The sequence below is a fragment of the Microbacterium sp. CGR1 genome, assembly GCF_051062835.1.
GTDB lineage: Bacteria > Actinomycetota > Actinomycetes > Actinomycetales > Microbacteriaceae > Microbacterium.
This window is the reverse complement of sequence record NZ_JAOTPG010000001.1, coordinates 1,773,851-1,790,359: the sequence shown is the minus strand read 5'-3', so window position 1 is coordinate 1,790,359 and position 16,509 is coordinate 1,773,851. Positions and strand designations below refer to the sequence as shown.

14 protein-coding genes are annotated in these 16,509 nt (G+C 69.7%); 5 read left to right on the top strand and 9 right to left on the bottom strand.

Annotation, left to right across the window (positions count from 1 at the left end):
* Position 1: 1 nt before the first annotated feature.
* The 4 genes from OD997_RS08905 to OD997_RS08890 form a co-directional block, all read right to left on the bottom strand.
* Positions 2–1,078 carry a hydrolase gene (locus OD997_RS08905; protein ID WP_434331255.1) on the bottom strand — a complete coding sequence of 359 codons (1,077 nt, stop codon included), beginning with the start codon at positions 1,076–1,078 and terminating at the stop codon, positions 2–4.
* The gene (locus OD997_RS08900; protein ID WP_056313088.1) at positions 1,078–1,932 is read right to left on the bottom strand and encodes a tryptophan 2,3-dioxygenase; all 855 of its coding nucleotides are present in this window, start codon (positions 1,930–1,932) and stop codon (positions 1,078–1,080) included. The genes OD997_RS08905 and OD997_RS08900 overlap by 1 nt, the downstream gene beginning before the upstream one ends.
* An 89-nt stretch (positions 1,933–2,021) precedes the next feature.
* Positions 2,022–3,737, bottom strand: a complete 1,716-nt coding sequence (locus tag OD997_RS08895; protein ID WP_434331254.1) for an amidase — start codon at positions 3,735–3,737, stop codon at positions 2,022–2,024.
* Positions 3,734–4,774: an agmatine deiminase family protein gene (locus OD997_RS08890; protein WP_434331253.1), complete on the bottom strand. Its 1,041-nt coding sequence runs from the start codon at positions 4,772–4,774 to the stop codon at positions 3,734–3,736. The genes OD997_RS08895 and OD997_RS08890 overlap by 4 nt, the downstream gene beginning before the upstream one ends.
* 92 nt (positions 4,775–4,866) lie before the next feature.
* Between OD997_RS08890 and OD997_RS08885 the strand changes: the two genes are divergently transcribed.
* Together OD997_RS08885 and OD997_RS08880 are read left to right on the top strand one after the other, a co-directional pair.
* Positions 4,867–5,592 (top strand): TetR/AcrR family transcriptional regulator, encoded by a 726-nt coding sequence (locus tag OD997_RS08885; RefSeq protein WP_434331252.1) that lies wholly within the window; start codon positions 4,867–4,869, stop codon positions 5,590–5,592.
* A 9-nt stretch (positions 5,593–5,601) separates the two neighbouring features.
* Positions 5,602–6,975, top strand: coding sequence for a pyridoxal phosphate-dependent decarboxylase family protein (locus OD997_RS08880; RefSeq protein ID WP_434331251.1), 1,374 nt, complete (start codon positions 5,602–5,604; stop codon positions 6,973–6,975).
* Between the two features lie 105 nt (positions 6,976–7,080).
* Here the strand turns inward: OD997_RS08880 and OD997_RS08875 are convergent, their stop codons facing one another.
* The gene (locus OD997_RS08875) at positions 7,081–8,136 is read right to left on the bottom strand and encodes an alpha/beta hydrolase (RefSeq protein WP_434331250.1); all 1,056 of its coding nucleotides are present in this window, start codon (positions 8,134–8,136) and stop codon (positions 7,081–7,083) included.
* A 282-nt stretch (positions 8,137–8,418) separates the two neighbouring features.
* Between OD997_RS08875 and OD997_RS08870 the strand changes: the two genes are divergently transcribed.
* Together OD997_RS08870 and OD997_RS08865 are read left to right on the top strand one after the other, a co-directional pair.
* Complete coding sequence (locus OD997_RS08870; RefSeq protein ID WP_434331249.1) at positions 8,419–10,029, top strand: ABC transporter transmembrane domain-containing protein; 1,611 nt, start codon at positions 8,419–8,421, stop codon at positions 10,027–10,029.
* Positions 10,026–11,777 (top strand): ABC transporter ATP-binding protein, encoded by a 1,752-nt coding sequence (locus tag OD997_RS08865; RefSeq protein ID WP_434331248.1) that lies wholly within the window; start codon positions 10,026–10,028, stop codon positions 11,775–11,777. The genes OD997_RS08870 and OD997_RS08865 overlap by 4 nt, the downstream gene beginning before the upstream one ends.
* Positions 11,778–11,786: 9 nt before the next feature.
* Here the strand turns inward: OD997_RS08865 and OD997_RS08860 are convergent, their stop codons facing one another.
* Positions 11,787–12,314 carry a TetR/AcrR family transcriptional regulator gene (locus tag OD997_RS08860; protein WP_434331247.1) on the bottom strand — a complete coding sequence of 176 codons (528 nt, stop codon included), beginning with the start codon at positions 12,312–12,314 and terminating at the stop codon, positions 11,787–11,789.
* Between the two features lie 84 nt (positions 12,315–12,398).
* Between OD997_RS08860 and OD997_RS08855 the strand changes: the two genes are divergently transcribed.
* Positions 12,399–13,106: an MBL fold metallo-hydrolase gene (locus tag OD997_RS08855; RefSeq protein ID WP_434331246.1), complete on the top strand. Its 708-nt coding sequence runs from the start codon at positions 12,399–12,401 to the stop codon at positions 13,104–13,106.
* 10 nt (positions 13,107–13,116) lie between these two features.
* Here the strand turns inward: OD997_RS08855 and OD997_RS08850 are convergent, their stop codons facing one another.
* Genes OD997_RS08850 through OD997_RS08840 form a run of 3 tightly spaced genes read right to left on the bottom strand, consistent with a single transcriptional unit; the run spans position 13,117 to position 16,447 of the window.
* A complete protein-coding gene (locus OD997_RS08850) occupies positions 13,117–13,686 on the bottom strand; it encodes a cysteine hydrolase family protein (protein WP_434331245.1) in 570 nt (189 codons plus the stop codon).
* Positions 13,683–15,128, bottom strand: a complete 1,446-nt coding sequence (locus tag OD997_RS08845; protein WP_434331244.1) for a purine-cytosine permease family protein — start codon at positions 15,126–15,128, stop codon at positions 13,683–13,685. The genes OD997_RS08850 and OD997_RS08845 overlap by 4 nt, the downstream gene beginning before the upstream one ends.
* 35 nt (positions 15,129–15,163) lie before the next feature.
* Positions 15,164–16,447 (bottom strand): M18 family aminopeptidase, encoded by a 1,284-nt coding sequence (locus OD997_RS08840; RefSeq protein ID WP_434331243.1) that lies wholly within the window; start codon positions 16,445–16,447, stop codon positions 15,164–15,166.
* Positions 16,448–16,509 lie beyond the last annotated feature (62 nt).

Below are 16,509 nucleotides of genomic sequence, written 5' to 3'. Positions count from 1 at the left end.
GTCAGGCCTTCAGATCAGCGCTGGTCAGCGGGCGGGCGAGAGTCGGGTCGGCGTCGGTGCCGGGGAGCCGGAGGAGGGTGGATGCGGCGTCGCGGGGGTCCTGCGGCGCGAGGGCGCGGAGCAGAGCGGTGTCGGTGATCCCGGCGTCTCGGAGAGCGGCGAGCTCGTCCGGGTTCAGGCCGACGGGCGTCGGGCCGTTGCCCATGTCGGTGCCGTAGAGCACTGCTCCGCCGGACGCGTGGAAGCGCCGGACGTTGTCGGCCGCGGTGGCGAGCGTGTCACCGTCATGGATCGACAGGGTCGAGATCCAGGCGACGGATGCGGCCTGCGCCGCGATCTCGGCGTCGTCGAGCCGCTCGGTGAACGGGGCATGTGCCAGTCGGGCGGCACCGAGGCGCGCGACGCGCTGGGCCTCTCCTGTGCCTTCGGCATGCGCGATGACCGCGAGCCCGCGGGCGGTTGCGGCGGTGACGATCGCACGGAACAGATCGTCGTCGAAGACAGGGCCGGCCGTGGCGTTGCTGGCGACCTTGATGCAGGATGCTCCGGCATCCGCCATCTCTGCCACAGCGCTGTCGGCGGCTGCGGTGGCGGCGATCTCGCGGAAGGAGCCTGCCGGTGCCCAGTCGCGGTCGCTCGGGTATCCGCCGACCGGAGTCAGGAAGGCGCCGGCGAACTCGACCGTGACCGCGTGCGAGGTCGAGAATCTATCGCTGACCTCACGTCGCTCTCGCTGCGGGGTCGAAAACGCACCGTGAACGCTCGATTCGGGTGCGTGTTTGGCCCCGCCTGGGGTCGCGGCCGCGCGTTCGACCGTATGCATGGCCGTGGAGAGTGCGGCGACGACCACCGGGTTCGCGCCCAGATCGACGACGCGACCGAGCGTCGAGCCGTGCAGCAGAGTGTGGTCGACCAGCTGGAGGTGCACGTGGTGGTCGGTGAACCCGCCGACGATCACGCCGTCGAGGCGGGGCAGGTCGCGCGCGGGGGACTCCTCGCGCAGCAGCATCCGTCCGTCGACGAGGTCGATGATGCCGTCGCGCCATCCTTCGCCGTCGAAGAAGGTCGCGGCTCTCATCAGCCGCCGATCTCGGTGCGTACGGTGTAGAGCTCGGGGAAGAACGTCAGATCGAGCGCGCGCTGCAGGAAGCCCACGCCGCTGGAGCCACCGGTGCCGACCTTCATGCCGATCGTGCGGGCGACGGTCTTGAGGTGGCGGAAGCGCCAGAACTGGAAGTTGTCCTCGAGGTCGACCAGGTCTTCGCAGGCTTCGTAGAGGTCCCAGTGCTGCTGGTGGTTCTGGTAGATCTCGCGGATCGCGGGCACCAGCTCGGGGGTCTCGCGGTAGGGGAGGCGCACGTCCCGGTCGAGGATCTCAGCAGGGATCGGCAGGCCGCGGCGAGAGGCGTAGCGCAGGAACTCGTCGTAGAGGGTGGGCTTGTGCCACTCGGCGGTGAGCAGCGCGAGGTTGGCGGGGTGGTCGCTGAAGACGCTCAGCATCTTCTCGTTCTTGTTGCCGAGGGCGAACTCGACCGCACGGTATTGCACCGACTGGAAGCCCGACGAGTTGCCGAGCGCACCGCGGAACTGCGCGTACTCGGTGGGGGTGAGCGTCGCGAGGATCGCCCATTGCTGCGTCATGACGTCCTGGATGCGCTTGACGCGCGCGACGCGCTTCAGCGCTTCGCGCAGGTCATCGCTCGCGAGCAGCTCGCGGGCGGAGGACAGCTCGTGCAGCAGCTGCTTGAGCCAGAGCTCGGTGGTCTGGTGCTGGATGATGAACAGCAGCTCATCGTGGTGCTCGGGAACGCTCACCGGATTCTGCGCGGTGAGCAGCTGGTCGAGCGACAGATACGACCCGTAGGTCATGCGTCCGGACAGATCGGTGACGATGCCGGCCTCGAGCTCGCGCTCGTTGTTCTCGGTGCTCATGAGTCGCTTCCTGTCGTGACGGACAGGCTAAACATATAACAATCGTGGCGAGCGTCACAATAGTGAAATGTCTAGCGGAGCTCGCCGCATCACAGTCTCGGCGTGCGTGGGGGAGCGGTGCGGCGCTCGCCGGCCTCTCCCGTCGCCTCGAATGCCGCGGCGAGGCGCAGCAGCGCGGAGTCGTCGTAGGCACGGCCGGCGAAGGTCAGGCCGATCGGCATGCCGATGTCTGCCATGAGGCCCATCGGCACCGTGACGGTCGGGATGCCGAGGTGACGCACGGTCAGGTTGCCGTTGGCGATCCAGGTGCCGTTGCGCCAGCCGAGATCGGCGGATGCCTCGTTCACGTCCATGTCGGCGGGCCCCACGTCGGCGACGGCAGGGAAGACGACGGCATCGAGCTCGTTCGCGTCCATCCACTCCTCGAGGTCGATGCGACGGGTCTCTTCGAGCCCGCGCAGCCCGTCGGGGAGTTCGGCCATGTCCTCGAATCCGACGCCCGGGTTGTCGCGCACCCAGCCCGGATACTCGGCGATGTCGTCGTCGAAGCCGGTGTAGCGGTCGGGGAGTGCTCCTTCGGGATGCGGGAAGATCGACGCCCCGTCGACCTCCGCGAGCGTGTGCAGCTGCGGGTCGCCGTTCGCCTGCAGGAAGTCCTCCCAGCCCCACGCCGACAGGTCGACGATCTCGCGCTGCAGGTACTCGGGAGAAACGAGTCCGCGCGTCGCGATGGTGGGTGCACCGGGCCGGTCGCCCTCGTAATTCGACACCACGGGGAAGTCGACCTCGACCACCGTGGCGCCGGCGGCTTCGAGGTCGCGGCGCGCTGCTTCCCAGCGAGCGATCGCCGAGGCGCGGGTCTCGATGCGCTGCCCTGTGGGGCCACCGATCCCGGGCTCGTCGGCCGTGCCGGCATCCGGATCGGCGTTGATGTACATGCGGGGGATGCCGATGCGGGCGCCTCGGAGAGCGGAGCCCGAGCCATCGGCCAGGGCCGCATACGACGCCGGCCGCACCTCGGATGACGACGGCAGAGTGACCCACGGCTGCGCGCGCCAGAAGTCGCCGCGCACCTCGGCGTCGACTGCGACGATCACGTCGAGGACCTCGAACAGGTCGGCCATCGTGCGCGCGTGCGGAACGACGACGTCCATGGTCGGCACGAGCGGCCAGTTGCCGCGGGTCGAGATCACACCGCGCGAGGGCGTGTAGGCGCAGAGGGCGTTGTTGGTCGCAGGCCCGCGGCCGCTCGACCAGGTCTCCTCGCCCAGGCCGAACGCCGCGAAGCTCGCCGCGGTCGCGGTTCCCGAGCCGTTCGACGACCCGGAGGCGAAGGGTGCAGTGAGGAAGCCGGCGTTGTAGGGACTCTCGGCGCGACCGTAGACACCGCGCTGCATGCCGCCGTTCGCCATCGGCGGCATGTTCGTCAGCCCGAGGCAGATCGCGCCGCCCGCACGCAGGCGCTCGATCGTGAACGCGTCGCGCTGCGCGATGAGGTCGGCGAACGCGGGGCTGCCGGCGGCGGCGGTGAGCCCACGCACCAGGTAGCTGTCCTTCGCCGTGTACGGGATGCCGTCGAGGGGGCCGAGCGTCTCGCCGCGTGCGCGGCGGGCGTCGGATGCCTCTGCCTCGGCGCGCGCCTCGGGGTTCGCGACGACGACGGCGTTCAGCGCCGTCGTGGTGTCGGGACCGTCGTAGGCGGCTATGCGCGCGAGGTACGCGTCGACGAGCTCGACCGCGGTGGCTGCGCCGGTCTCGAGTGCTCGCCGCAGCTCGGCGATCGACGCCTCGACGACGTCGATCACGAGTGCACCGCCACGCTCGGCTGCTGCTGGGTGATGCAGTGGATGCCGCCGCCGCGGTCGAACAGCGGGCGGGCATCGACCGTCACGACACGGCGACCCGGATAGGCGTCGGCGAGGATCTCTCGGGCCGTGGCGTCGGCCTGATCGTCTCCGAAGCCGCACGCGACCACGCCGTCGTTCGTGACCAGGTGGTTGACGTAGCTCCAGTCGACGAAGCCCTCGTCGTCGCGCAGCGTCGCAGGCGCGGGCAGATCGATGATCTCGAATCGGCGGCCGGCCGCATCGGTCTGCTGCTCGAGGTGCGCGCGCAGCTCGCGCGTCACGGCGTGGTCGGGATGGTCGGGGTTCGGCTGGTCATGGAGCAGCAGTCGGCCGGGAGAGACGAGCGTGGCGACGATGTCGACGTGCCCGTTCGTGCCGAAGTCGTCGTAGTCGCGGGTGAGTCCGCGGGGCAGCCACACGGCCTTGGTCGCGCCGATCGTGCGGGCCATCTCGGCCTCGACGCGCTGCCTGTCGGCGAACGGATTGCGACGAGGATCGAGCTGCACGGTGTCGGTGAGCAGCACGGTGCCCTCGCCGTCGACATGGATGCCGCCGCCCTCGTTGACGAGCGTCGAGCTCACGAGCTCGGCGCCGACCGCGCCGGCGATGATGCGCGCGTGCTGCGCCGCCTTCTGCCACTGCGCCCAGGCGGGGGCGCCCCAGCCGTTGAAGATCCAGTCGACGGCGCCGAGGACGCCGGGGCGGTGGTCGTCGATCACGAAGGTGGGTCCGGAGTCGCGCATCCAGAACTCGTCGACGGGTGCCTCGACGATGTCGATGCCGTTGCCCAGCATCCGCCTGGCGCGGGAGATCTCGGCCGGGTCGACGATCATCGTGACGGGCTCGAACTCGGCCACGGCGTGGGCGACGGCCGTCCAGGTCGCATAGCCCTCTTCGCGCTCGGAGTCGGTCTCGCCCAGAGTCGGCCCCTCGGCGGGGAACGCCATCCAGGTGCGGTCGTGCGGTGCGGTCTCGGCGGGCATGTGCCAGGCCATGATTGTCTCCCTCGCTGCTGATCTCGACCTCGGGGATGAGGAGTCGTGATCGCTATTGAACACGTGATCAACGAGTGATACGGTAGCCCGTGATGAAGACGACGTCAAGAGCTGCCGCACCTCGCCGGCTGCCACCCGAGGAGCGCGAGCGCTCGATCCTCGACGGCGCCGTGGCGCTGGCCTCCGAGAGCGGGCTCGAAGCCCTGACGGTGCGTGCCGTCGCCGCCCGAGTGGGCGTGACCCCCGCCCTCGTCGCGCATTACCGGCCCGTGATGGAGTCGTTCGTCGCCGAGGTGTTCACCGCGATCGTCGCCGCCGAGCGCGACGAGGTCATCGCCGCGTACGACGACGCCGTCGACCTGCGCGCGAACCTGCTGCGACTCATCGAGACGCTGCTCGACGACTCGCGCGACGACGTCGCCATGGTGTGGGTGCAGTCCTGGGCGCTCGGAGCCCGCAACGAGGCCCTCGGCGCACGGGTGCGGGCCGAGATGGACCTCTGGCACAGCGCGCTCGAAGACCTCATCGCCCGCGCCATCGCTGAAGACCCGGGGCTGCACGTGGACGCCGGATCCTCTGCGTGGATGCTGCTGGCCATGGTCGACGGCATGAGCGCGCATTCGCTCGTGCACTGGGCGCCACGCGACCGGGCCGATCTCGCCCGCCGCACCCTCTCCGCCGTGCTCGACGTGCCGGTCGAGGCTCCGGCCACTCCCCACCCGCTCGAGACGACTTCGCTCGAGACGACTTCGCTCGAGACGACACCGCTCAAGACGACACCGCTCGCAGCGACACCACTCGCAGAGAACCACAGGTAAGGACAGCTCATGGGAGCAGAACGCATGCACGCGGCCTCGGCCGAATCGACGGCGATCGTCGACGCCGTGCTCGACTATTCGCGACGACGGATGCTCGCGGCCGACGTGCCGCTCGACAAGCCACAGACCCCGGCCGAACTGAACAGGTTGGTCGGCACCACGATCACCGATGCAGGGCTCGGCTCGCAGCGCGCGCTGAGCGTGTTCGAGCACATCCTCGCCCCGGCGTGCCTGACCACTAGCCACCCGTCGTATCTGTCGTTCATCCCGACTGCGCCGACGATCGCCTCGATCGCCTTCGACCTCGTGGTCTCGGCATCCGGACTCTACGGCGGAAGCTGGCTCGAAGGAGCCGGCGCCGTGCACGCCGAGAATGAGGTGCTCTCTTTCCTCGCCTCCGAGTTCGGGCTCCCCGACAGCGCAGGGGGAGTGTTCGTGCAGGGCGGCACGATCGGCAACCTGTCGGCGCTGGTCGCCGCGCGCGAGGCCGCGAAGGCGAGGCTGCTCGACGCGGGCAAGGAGCTGCCCCGCCGCTGGAAGATCGTGTGCAGTGTCGAGGCGCACTCCTCGAACAAATCGGCGGCGAAGGTCATGGATGCCGATGTGCTGCTCGTGCCCGCGAGTGACGACGGCGTGCTGCGGGCCGATGCCGTGCGCGCGGCGCTGAGCGAGCACGGTGACGAGATCTGCGCGGTCGTGGCGACGGGCGGATCCACGAACTTCGGAATCGTCGACGACATCGCCGGCATCGCCGCGCTCAAAGACGAGTTCGACTTCTGGCTGCACATCGACGGGGCCTACGGGCTCACCGCGATGCTCGCCCCCGAGGCTCGGAGCATCTTCGCGGGAGTGGAGCGCGCCGACTCGGTCATCGTCGATCCGCACAAGTGGCTGTTCGCGCCGTTCGACTGCTGTGCGCTGATCTACCGCGACCCCGATGCGGGCCGCCGTGCACACACCCAGCACGCCGAGTACCTCGACACCCTCACCGACGCAGGAGACTTCAGCCCGTCGGACTACTCGATCCAGTTGACTCGGCGCCCCCGCGGGCTGCCGCTCTGGTTCTCTCTCGCGACCTATGGCGTGACCGCCTATCGCGAGGCCGTGAGCGCGACGCTCACGCTCACGAAGAAGATCGCGGCCGAGATCGGCGCACGTCCCGAGCTCCGGCTCGTGCGCGACCCGCAGCTCTCGGTCGTCGTCTTCGAACGCGAGGGATGGGAGCGCGAGGACTACGACCGGTGGTCCGACGAGCTGCTCGATTCGCAGCGGGCGTTCGTCGTACCGAGCTCGCACCGCGGTCGCCCGAACACGCGGTTCGCGATCCTGAACCCGCTCACGACCTTCGACGACCTCGTCGGCATCCTCGACACGATGAAGTGAGACGGCCGCGCCCGATCTGCGGACCCTGTCCCGAACAGCGGACGGACCTCCGCAGTTCGGCCGTCACGGGGGACAACATCCGCAGATCGGGTCACCACGCCGCGCTCAGTGCGTAGTGTGCGCGTTCAGGAAGTCGATCGTCTTCTGCAGGGCTGTCTGCGCGTCGGGCATGTCGAGGTGGAACTGGTACTCGTGCGGCAGCGCCGGCTCGTGAGGAGCGGGCCAGAACAGGGTCGTCACGTCCACGCCGAGCTCGTCGAGGCGCTTCGCCATCGGAATGGACTGCAGCCAGGTGAGTCCGTCGCCGTTGCCGCCCGAGATGTAGGTCGTCGGGAAGTCCTCGGTGACCCAGTCGATCGTCGACATCGTGGCGCCCGTCGAGTCCTCCGCCCACGTCTTAGTTCCCGCATACGCCCACATCGACGTCTTGAGTCCCCAGCCGGCCACTCCATCGAGCGTGGCCAGTGCGGCGAGATCGTAGACGCCGCAGTTGAGCACGGTCGCCACCACCTGGTCCTTCGTCAGCGCAGGGGTGATGCCGAGGATCTCGGCGTAGTCGGGACTCGTCACGAGTGTCGCCATCTGGCTGGCGAGTTGGCCGCCGGCCGAGTCCCCGGCGAGTACGATCTGGTTCGGATCGACCCCGAGCTCGTCGGCATGCTCGTCGATGTAGGCGAGCGCGTCGTCGAGCTGGTGCACCGCGAGCGGATACACGCCCTCCGGTCCGATCGTGTAGTTGACTGCGATGGTCGTGTACCCCTCGGCGGCGAGGATGCGCATGTACGGATCGACGTTCTCCTTCGCCCCCGATATCCAGGCGCCGCCGTGGATCCAGACGACCGTCGGCAGCGGGCCGGAGGCGGATGCCGGTGTGAAGACGTCCATCGTGGTGTCCGAGCCGCCGTCGGCGTAGGCGACATCGAGCTGTTCCGTCAGCTTCGTGTCGGGCACGTGCGTGTCCATCTCTGCGGCGGTCTCGTCGCCGCCTTTCGTGAACACGGCGCGGATCAGCATGGCGGAGGGCCACGGGGTGAGCGCCCCGATGATGGCGATCACCGCGGCGACGGCGACGATCAGCGCGAGAGCGACCTTCGTCCGGTGCCACGGCCGACGGGCCTTCTTCGGGTGGACGGACTCGACCTCGGGCGCACTGGTGGTCACGGAAACCCCTCTCCGCGCCTCATCTTGGCAGTATTCCGGTCGGATTCGGCGGAGGCCCGGCATAGCCCGTCCGCTGCGCGACATCGCATTCGCTTATGTTGAATCAGGGTGCTCACCGCGATCGCGCGTGACCCCGCGAACGTCTCTGGAGCCCCCGATGTCCCCCTTCGCCTCTGCGCGCTTCGCCCTTGCGCGCTTCGCTTCGGCGCGCGCTGTCTCTCCACGCCCCCGGTTCCGCGCGCCCCATTCGGGCGCCGATCACCGGAGAGCGGCGAGGCTCCGGTGACCACGACCGTCGGAGGGGTCTTCCGCGAGGGCGTCTGGGGGCGAGGCCGTCGGGCCCGCGCCGCCGTCTCGATCGCCGGATTCTGCGGACATCAGCTCGCCGAGGTGATGGTCCCGGTGGCGGTCGGCGTCGTGATCGATCGCGCGATCGCGCCGGGCGACCCGGTGGCACTCGGGTGGGCGCTCGCGTTCCTCGTCGTCGTGTTCGCGGTGCTGATCGTCTCGTGGCAACTCGGCGATCGGGCCGGCACCAAGGTCTACGCGCAGGGTGAGCATGTGCTGCGTCAGGGGATCCTCGGTCTCGCGCTGCGCCGTCGCACCCGGCGGCCCGCCGGCGAGGTGCTCACGATCTCCTCCTCGGACGCGGGGGAGACGGCCGGCTTCTTCTGGGTCATCGCCGAGCAGGCCGCCTCCGCGACCGCCGTGCTCGTCGCCTGCATCACCCTGCTCGTGATCGCCTGGCCGCTCGCCGTCGCCGTCGTGATCGGCACGCTCGTGCAGGCCCTGCTCGTGCACCTGGTGAGCGGGGGACTGCGACGCCGAGGGTACGAGGCGCAGAAGCAGGCCGCACGACTCGATGCGGTCAGCACCGACTTCGCCACCGGCCTGAGGGTTCTCGGCGCGCTCGGCGGCGCATCACGAGCGGCCGATCGCTACGTCGCCGAGAGTGCCGTCGCCGCCGAGGCCGCGTATCGCGCCGAGAAGGCCGCGGCGGGTCTCACTGCGCTGAACCTGCTCATCAGCGGTCTCGCCTTCACCGGCATCGCTGTGCTCGGCGGCTGGCTGGCGCTCGACGGCGTCATCACGATCGGTGGCTTCGTCACCGCGATTGGCCTGGCGCAGACCATCCGCGGCCCCCTGCAGTCGCTCGGCTACCTGCCCGCGCAGATCGCCTCGAAGCACGGATCGGCGACCCGCATCGCGGAGTTCTCGACGGAGGCGGGCGCGGTGACGGATGCCGTCGCGACCCCGGCTTCGGAGACCGGGCACACGGCGGCGGGCACACGAGTGCGCGGCGATTCCGCGATCGTCGCCCGCCTGGCGGTCGAGGACACGATGATCGACATCGCGCAGGGCCAGGTGACCGGCATCCGTGCCGACCCCGACCGGATCGTGGATCTGGCCCGTCTCTTCGGCGGACTCCGCGCGCCCGCGCCGGGCGAGCTCGTCATAGGCGACATCGATGCGACCCACCTCGGCCACGAGGGGCTGCGCGTCGAGGTCTTCGCGCCGCCGCACGACGCGGCCGTGTTCACCGGGACCGCTGCCGAGAACATCTCGGCGCGGATCGATCACGCGCACCTCGAAGCCGCGGCCTTCGACGAGGTCGTGCACCGGTTGCCCGACGGGCTCGATGAGAAGGTGGGCGAGCGCGGGCTGCGGCTCTCGGGCGGTCAGCGCCAGCGACTGCTGCTCGCACGTGCCCTGCATCAGCCGCAACGGCTGCTGGTGCTGCACGAGCCGACCACCGCGATCGACCCGATCACCGAGGCCCAGGTGGCGGCGGGTCTCGCTGCCGAGGGTCGCACGATCGTTCTCCTGACCGACCGGGCGTCCCTGCTGTCGAGCTGTCACAGGGTGCACGACCTGAGGGGAGTGAGCGCATGAGCGACTCGAAACTGCCCATCGCGTCGCGTCGGGACACCGCCCGCGGCCTGTTCGCCGCACTCGGCCATCGACGCGCACTCGCCGTGTTCGCGGTCCTGACCCTGTGCGCGGGCGTCGGCGCCGCGCTCGTCGCACCGTGGATCATCGGCCTGATGGTCGATGACATCGTCGCCGGCGGCGCATCGATGCTGCCGTTCGGCCTGGCGCTCACCGCATCGATCGCGGCCGGAGCCGGATTGACCTGGGCTGGTCGTGTGCTGCTCGCACGACTCGGGCAGGGCACGATCCGCGAGGTCCGCGAGGCCGCTTTCCGCACCGCGCTCGCGCAGCCGACGGCGCGCATCGAGGCCGCGGGCACCGGCGACCTGGTCGCGCGGCTCTCGGGTGACGTGCGAGCGGTCGGGCAGGTCGTCGAAGAGGCGCTCCCCGCGTTCCTCTCGGCCCTCTTCAGCATCGTGCTGAGCCTGCTCGGTATGGGGCTCATGGACTGGCGCTTCGCGCTCGCCGCACTCGTCGCAGCTCCCATCCAGTACTTCTCGCTCCGCTGGTTCCTGCGTCGTTCGGCGCCGGTCTACCGCGAGCACCGCGTCGTCGTGGCCGAGCGCAGCCAGCGCACGATCGAGGCCGTGCGGGGAGTCGACACGGTCCGGGCTCTGCGCACGGAGGAGCAGCATCTCGCGAGCATCGGCGAGGCGAGTGAGCAGGCCATCGCACTCGAAGTGCGAGCCACCAGGGTGCGCAACGACTTCAACGTGTTCCTGAACGGCGCCGAGCTCGTGGGGCTCTCGGCCGTGCTCGTGGTCGGCTACCTGCTGGTGACCGGCGGGCAGGTCGAGCTGGGTGCGGCGACTGCCGCGTCGCTGTACTTCCTCGGGCTGTTCGGACCGATGGGGGCTCTGCTGTTCCGCATCGACGAGCTGCAGGATGCCGGGGCGAGCCTCGCGCGCCTCTTCGGCGTCATCGGCATGCCGTCACCCGATCCTCGCGAGGTGGGCGTGTCGCCGTCCGAGGTCGCGGTGGCGCGCCGGGGAGCGATCGAGGTCGACCGACTCGGCTTCGCGCACCGCCCCGACCAGCGCGACCTCGACGCGGTGTCGATGTCGGCCGCGCCCGGCGAGAGGATCGCGATCGTGGGCGCGAGCGGCGCGGGCAAGACGACGCTCGCCCGCGTGCTCGCCGGGGCGCTCCCTGTGGGCGAGGGAGTCGTGCGCCACGACGAGATCGGCATCGAGCACTGGCATCCGCACGACCTGCGCGATGCCGTCGTGATGCTCAGCCAGGAGCCGCACGTCTTCGCCGGCACGGTCCGAGACGACCTCGCGCTGTTCAGCGATGCCGACGACGAGCGGATGCGGGCCGTGATCATGCAGCTCGGTGCGGATTGGATCCTGCGGTTGCCCGAGGGCCTCGACACTGAGATCGGGGAGGCGGGGCATCCGCTCACTCCAGGGCAGTCCCAGCACCTCGCCCTCGTGCGGGTGGCGCTGTCTGCGGCATCCGTCGTGATCCTCGACGAGGCGACGGCCGAGGCGGGCTCTGCCGACTCGGAGGTGCTGGACGAGGCGTCGTCGGGCGCGATCGGCGATCGCACCGGCATCGTGATCGCGCACCGGCTGAGTCAGGCCATGACCGCCGACAGGATCCTCGTGATGAGCGACGGGCGGGTCGTGCAGTCCGGAACCCACGATGATCTCGTCGCGACGGCCGGTCCGTACGCCGAGCTGTGGAAGGCGTGGACCGCCTGGTGAGGGCGGCGATCAGGCGGCGGTCAGCCCGACGATGATGCGGCCCAGCGCGTAGTCGAACGCCTCATCCACGTCTCCGCCCAGACGGAAGGCGCCGGCGAGCTCCATCTGCAGGAATCCGGTCGCCCAGGCGGTGAACAGTCGGGCAGCGTCCAGCGCGTGCTCGGGGCCGACGAGGTGGGCGCAGGCGCGCAGAACCGGAACGGAGGTGCGATGCAGCGACTCTTCGGGGGCTGCGGCGGTGAACAGCAGACGGAACGACTCCGGATGCTCGTGAGCGAAGCCGCGGTACACGGCGGCGAGAGCGGCGAGTTCGTCACCGGCGCTCTCGAGGCGACTCGTGAGCTCGTCGGCAGATGCCTCCGCGACCGCGGTCATCAGCGCGTCACGATCTCGGATCCGCTTGTAGAGCGACGGTGCCCGCACACCCACGCGCTCTGCGACCGCCTGCATCGTGAGGCCCGCGGGTCCGGCGGATTCGAGGATGTCGCGGCCGGCGGCGACGATCGCGACCAGTGAGGTTCGTTCGGGCGTCGGCATCCTGAGCTCCTTCATGGCTATTGACAGTAGCCATGATAGCTACGTAAGGTAGCCATCGTCAATCGTCCTCTGAAAGGAACGGTCATGAAGCTCGCACCGCACCTGTATCGGCTCGGCAACGACATCGTCGCGTCGTACCTGATCGACCTGCCCGAGGGGATCACGCTCGTCGATGCCGGTCTACCAGGGCACTGGAACGACCTGCAGCGGACGCTGGCAGAGCTCGGCCGCCCGCTGTCCGACGTCCGAGGGCTCGTCCTCACCCACGGTGACAGCGACCACATCGGGTTCGCCGAGCGGCTGCGCAGCGAAGCGGGGGTGCCGGTCTTCATCCACGCAGCGGATGCGCACCGGGTGCGCACGGGGGAGAAGCCGAAGACTCCGATGGGGCCGGCCAGGATCGGTCCGATGCTGGGCTTCCTCGCGTACGGGGTGCGCAAGAACGCGCTGCGCACACGCCACGTCTCGGAGGTCGTCGAGGTCGAGGACGGGCAGGTCCTCGACCTGCCAGGATCCCCGGTCGTCATCGCGATGCCGGGGCATTCGCCCGGCAGCATCGCCGTGCACGTTCCCGGTGCGGACGCGGTCTTCGTCGGCGATGCACTGACCACCCGACATGTGCTGACGGGGCGGGTCGGTGCGCAACCTGCACCGTTCACGGATGAACCCGAACGGGCGCTTGCCTCCCTCGACAGGCTGGCAGCTGTCTCGGCGTCCTGGGTGCTGCCCGGGCACGGAGCGCCGTGGAAAGGGTCGCCCGCCGACATCGCCGCGGCCGTGCGCGCGGCCTAGGACGGTTCGGTCAGCGCGCCGCGAGCACCGCCGCGGTGTCGCTGATCGTGATCTGCGGCGGATACAGGCCCATCACCTGCATCGCGGCCGCGTGGTTCTCGGCCGTCGACCCCGCGCAGGCGTCGGCGACGACCGTGACGTGTGCTCCGGCATCCGCTGCGGCCAGCGCCGTCGAGATGACGCAGCAGTCCGTCGAGACGCCCGCGAGCACGACATGGGCACCGCGACCTACGATCGCCTCGATGCCGCCCCATTTGCCGAACGTCGGCAGATCGAGCGTCGGATGCGGCGATAGACCGATCGCGTCCGGGACCAGATCGAACAGCGGATCATCTGCGGGCCGGTCTGCGAACGGCCAGGCCGCGAAGTACGCGCCCCAGGACGTCGAGCGGTCTGCGGTCGGCATCCAGCGCGTCACGATCACCCGATCGCCGAACGAGTCGGCGAGCTCGCGGATGCGGGGCATCACGTCGCCGAAGAACGGCGACCCCCACGCCGAGTCGGGCGATGCGAAGATCGCCTGCGGGTCGATCACGACCAACCAGGGATCCTCCCTCGACAGGGCGGTGTCGAGGGTCACGCCGTCTGCTCCTGGCGACGGACCCTGCCGGCACGGGCGAACCACGTCACGACGAAAGACAGCACCAGCGCGAAGAAGACCCCGAGGTTCGCGTACGCCCAGTCGCCGTCGACTCCGCCGACGAGACCGAGCAGGTACCCCTGCCAGTTGTTCCAGGGGGCCGCGTCCGCGAAGCCGTTGAGAACGAAGCCCCACCCGATCACGCTGGCGACCACCATCGTGCCGATCGAGGTCCAGTCCCAGGCGCCGTAGCGACCCCGGCTGTCGAACAGGGCCTCCTCGTCGTAGTCCTTCTTGCGACGCAGGATGTCGGCGATCAGGATGCCGGCCCACGACGCCAGCGGCACGCCCAGCGTGATGAGGAAGCTCTGGAAGGGGCCGAGGAAGTCGGTGGCGAAGAACACGACGTAGATCGTGCCGATAGTCAGGATCACACCGTCGATCGCCGCGGCGGACGGACGCGGGATCCGGATGCCGAGGCTCAGCAGCGTGAGGCCCGACGAGTAGATGCCGAGCACGGCGCCGGAGACGAGTGCGAGCACGGCGGTCAGCAGGAACGGCACCAGGACCCAGACGGGGAGGATCGTCGCGAGCGCGCCGATCGGGTCGGCCTGCACCGCGGCGAACAGGTCATCGTTCGAACCGGCGAGCAGCAGACCGAAAACCACCAGGATCACCGGGGCGACGGAGCCGCCGATCGTGTTCCACACGACGATCGCCCCGTCGGACGCCGTGCGCTTCTGGTAGCGCGACCAGTCGGCGGCGATGTTGATCCAGCCGAGGCCGAATCCGGTCATCACCATGACGAGCGCGCCGATGACCTGGCCGAGGCCGCCGTCGGGTCGGGCCATGACGGCGGCGATGTCGATGCTGGGCGCGGCGAGGACGATGTACAGGATCGTCACGGCGCCGGTGACCCAGGTGAGCACCGACTGCAGCTTCATGATCGTGTGATAGCCGAGCACCGAGGCTGCCACGATGAGAGCCGCGACGATGACGGTAGCGGTGATCTTCAGTGCGATGCTGTCGCCGTCGCCGCCGAGCTGCGTGATGACGGTCGCCGTGGCGAGAACGGCCATGATCGCGAGGAACGTCTCCCAGCCGATGGACGTCAGCCACGAGACGATGCCGGGAACCTTCTGCCCCTGCACGCCGAAGGCGGCACGGGAGAGCACCATGGTCGGCGCCGACCCGCGCTTGCCCGCGATCGCGATCAGTCCGCACAGCAGGAACGACACGACGATGCCGATGACCGACACGACGGTCGCCTGCCAGAACGAGATCCCGAAGCCGAGCACGAACGATCCGTACGACATGCCGAACACCGACACGTTGGCCGCGAACCACGGCCAGAACAGGTCGCTCGGCTTCGCCGTGCGCTCGGATTCGGGGATGATCTCGATGCCCGCGCGCTCGATGAGAGCAGGCTTGATGTCCGTCATGCCATCATCCTGGCACTGCGGATGCCCTGCAGGGCTCAGCCGGCGAAGAATGCTCGGGCGACGCGGGCGAGGTCGTGCAGGTCCGAGACGCCGGCGAGCTCGCGCGCCGAGTGCATCGACAGGATCGGGATGCCGACGTCGACCGTGCGGATGCCCAGGCGCGTCGCCGTGATCGGGCCGATCGTCGACCCGCACCGCACGTTGTTGTTCGAGACGAACTCCTGCGTGACGACGTCGGCCGCGTCGCACCAGTCACGCCAGGCGGCGGAGCCGAGGGCATCCGTCGCATACCGCTGGTTGGCATTGAGCTTGAGGATCGGCCCCGAGCCGAGCACGGGCTGCACGACGGGATCGTGCTTGTGCACGTAGTTGGGGTGCACCGAGTGGCCCACGTCGCTCGACAGGCACCACGATGCCGAGAAGGCTCGGCGGCGCTCGGAGGCGTCGGCGCCGAGAGCGTCGTACACACGGCCCAGGATGTCTTCGAGGAACGGACCTGCCGCGCCGGAGCGCGAGTTGGAGCCGAGCTCCTCGTGGTCGAAGGCGGCGAGGATGGCGATGGGGCCGGTCGAGGGGGTGCCGAAGGCCTCGAGAGCCACGACTCCCGCGTGCACGGAGGCGAGGTCGTCGAGCCGACCGGAGGCGAAGAAGGCGTCGTCCTTGCCGAACAGCGCGCCGCGAGCGGTGTCGGCGATCACGACGTCGTAGCCGCGGATGTCGGATGCCGAGACGCCGGCCGAGTCCGCGAGCTCTGCCAGGATGTCCTCCTGTGTCGGGTCGCCGAGACCCCACACCGGCTGTGTCTGGAACTGCTTGTCGAGAGCCAGACCGCTGTTCGCGTCGCGGTCGAGGTGGATGGCGAGCTGAGGCAGGCGAAGCAGTGCGCCGGTATCGGCGAGCACGACGCGGCCGTCGGCGAGGGCGAGGCGTCCGGCGAGGCGCAGCTCGCGGTCGAGCCAGGAGTTCAGCAGCGGTCCGCCATAGACCTCGACCGCGGCCTGCAGCCAGCCCTTCGACCCGGTGGTCGGCTGGGGCTTGAGCTTGAAGCCGGGGGAGTCGGTGTGCGCGCCGAGCACGTGCGCGGGGGTGACGGCCGTGGCATCCGCCGGAATGGTCCACGCGATGGCGGCGCCGTCTCGGACGACGAGGTAGCGGCCCCCGGGTGTGACGTCCCATGCGTCCTCCTCGGCGAGGGGCAGGAATCCGGCATCCTCCAGGCGCCGGGCCACCTCGGCGGCGGCGTGGTAGCTCGAGGGCGAGGCGGCGACGAAGTCGGCGAGGTCCTCGGCGTGGGCGAGTGCATCCGGGGTGACGGGCATGAGCGACCTTCCTGAAGGGGGTCCTTCGATCGTAATCGGCTCGGTCGGGCGTCGATCGCGGC

Coding starts and splice junctions, on each gene's coding strand:
- OD997_RS08865 (WP_434331248.1), top strand. CDS start 10,026: ATGAGCGACTCGAAACTGCCCATCGCGTCGCGTCGGGACACCGCCCGC.
- OD997_RS08845 (WP_434331244.1), bottom strand. CDS start 15,128: ATGACGGACATCAAGCCTGCTCTCATCGAGCGCGCGGGCATCGAGATC.
- OD997_RS08905 (WP_434331255.1), bottom strand. CDS start 1,078: ATGAGAGCCGCGACCTTCTTCGACGGCGAAGGATGGCGCGACGGCATC.
- OD997_RS08890 (WP_434331253.1), bottom strand. CDS start 4,774: ATGGCCTGGCACATGCCCGCCGAGACCGCACCGCACGACCGCACCTGG.
- OD997_RS08840 (WP_434331243.1), bottom strand. CDS start 16,447: ATGCCCGTCACCCCGGATGCACTCGCCCACGCCGAGGACCTCGCCGAC.
- OD997_RS08900 (WP_056313088.1), bottom strand. CDS start 1,932: ATGAGCACCGAGAACAACGAGCGCGAGCTCGAGGCCGGCATCGTCACC.
- OD997_RS08855 (WP_434331246.1), top strand. CDS start 12,399: ATGAAGCTCGCACCGCACCTGTATCGGCTCGGCAACGACATCGTCGCG.
- OD997_RS08860 (WP_434331247.1), bottom strand. CDS start 12,314: ATGCCGACGCCCGAACGAACCTCACTGGTCGCGATCGTCGCCGCCGGC.
- OD997_RS08880 (WP_434331251.1), top strand. CDS start 5,602: ATGGGAGCAGAACGCATGCACGCGGCCTCGGCCGAATCGACGGCGATC.
- OD997_RS08885 (WP_434331252.1), top strand. CDS start 4,867: ATGAAGACGACGTCAAGAGCTGCCGCACCTCGCCGGCTGCCACCCGAG.